Below are 1618 nucleotides of genomic sequence, written 5' to 3'. Positions count from 1 at the left end.
GTCGAGTGGTACAACAACCGAAGGCTCCACTCGTCTCTGGCCATGACCACCCCGGCCGAGTACGAGACCGCCTACTACGCCAACCTCAACCGAGAGTTGGCACCCGCATAGGAGCGGCACGAAACCCGGGACGCTTCAGAGTGAAGCGTCCCGGGTGTGATGCCGCTTCCTTTCGAGTTCGAGAGGATGTTGTTCATGCCGAAGAAGTTCGATCCCGAGGTGAAGGACCGCGCGGTGCGGATGGTCCTGGACCGCGTCGAGGAAGCCGGGTCCGTCACCAAGGCCGTCGCGTTGGTGTCACCGAAGGTCGACGTGGGCCGTGAAACCTTGCGCCGCTGGGTCTCGCAACACCGCGTCGACGCCGGCCTGAAGGACGGGCCGACCAGCGACGACCTGGCCGAGCTGCGTCGTCTGCGCAGCGAGGTCAAGCGGTTGCGCGAGGACAACGAGCTCCTACGCAAGGCCTCGATTTTCTTCGCGGGGGAGCTCGACCCCCGCAACCGATGATCATGGGTTTCATCGATCAGATGCGCGCCGAGGGGCACGCGGTCGAGTCGGTCTGCAGGGTGCTCCGCCAGGAGGGCTGCCAGATCGCCGCACGCACCTACCGGGCCTGGCGCCACCGCAGCGCATCGGCCCGTGACACGTCCGACGCGGTCCTGCTCAACGTCCTGCACGACCTCGTCGGTACCCCGGAAGGGCTGTACGGGCGTCGCAAGATGACCGCCTGGCTACGTAGGCAAGGTCACCAGGTCGGCGCCGGTCGCGTGGATCGGCTCATGCGCGTCGCGGGGATGAACGGGGTACGCCGCGGCCGTCCGGTACGCACCACGATCCCGGCCAAGGACGGGCATCGGGCTGGTGACCTGCTCAACCGGGACTTCACCGCGGCAGCGCCGAACACGAAGTGGGTCGCGGACTTCACCTACGTACGCACGTGGGCGGGTTTCGTGTACGTCGCGTTCGTCCTGGACTGCTACTCCCAGAAGGTCGTGGCCTGGCACGCCGCGACGAGCAAGACGACACCGCTGGTCCTGACACCGCTGCGGATCGCGCTGTGGGAACGCGACCGAGCCGGGCACCCCGTCCAACCCGGCGAGCTGATCGCACATAGCGATGCCGGGTCGCAGTACACCAGCCTGCGCTTCGCCGAGCACCTGGCCGCCGAGGGCATCGCCGCATCGATCGGCACCGTCGCGGACGCGTACGACAACGCACTCATGGAGTGCGTCATCGGCCTGTACAAGACCGAGTGCATCACCACCACGATCTTCCACGACAGCCCGTACAAGACCATCGCCGACGTCGAGTACGCCACCGCCGGATGGGTCGAGTGGTACAACAACCGAAGGCTCCACTCGTCTCTGGCCATGACCACCCCGGCCGAGTACGAGACCGCCTACTACGCCAACCTCAACCGAGAGTTGGCACCCGCATAGGAGCGGCACGAAACCCGGGACGCTTCAATGTCCACACCGAACGCCAAGCCGTCCTGGATGCGCAGTACGCCGCGAACCCCGAACGCTACCGAGGCCGGCGCCCCATCGCCGCCGCAACACCCGAAATCCCCCAACTCAACCCCACTGCACTCCAATCAGGTTGACATCTTGCGCACGTT

Annotated in this window: 2 protein-coding genes and 1 other annotated feature; both genes read left to right on the top strand. The window is 66.1% G+C overall.

Annotation, left to right across the window (positions count from 1 at the left end):
- A partial coding sequence (locus tag J4Z35_RS14905; protein WP_347813553.1) for an IS3 family transposase occupies positions 1 to 111 on the top strand: 111 nt, incomplete at its 5' end.
- Positions 112 to 195: 84 nt separating this feature from the next.
- Positions 196 to 1439 (top strand): IS3 family transposase gene (locus tag J4Z35_RS14000; protein WP_131940167.1). Its coding sequence is split into 2 segments (ribosomal slippage): positions 196 to 469 and positions 469 to 1439, totalling 1245 coding nucleotides; the frame shifts between segments, so codons are not numbered across the junction.
- Positions 465 to 599 (top strand) — a sequence feature (AL1L pseudoknot). It overlaps the preceding gene by 135 nt.
- Positions 1440 to 1618 lie beyond the last annotated feature (179 nt).

Origin of the sequence: Dermacoccus sp. NHGro5 (assembly GCF_017565385.1) — a bacterium.
In the GTDB taxonomy this organism is placed as follows: domain Bacteria; phylum Actinomycetota; class Actinomycetes; order Actinomycetales; family Dermatophilaceae; genus Dermacoccus; species Dermacoccus nishinomiyaensis.
This window is presented reverse-complemented; position numbering and strand designations above follow the sequence as displayed.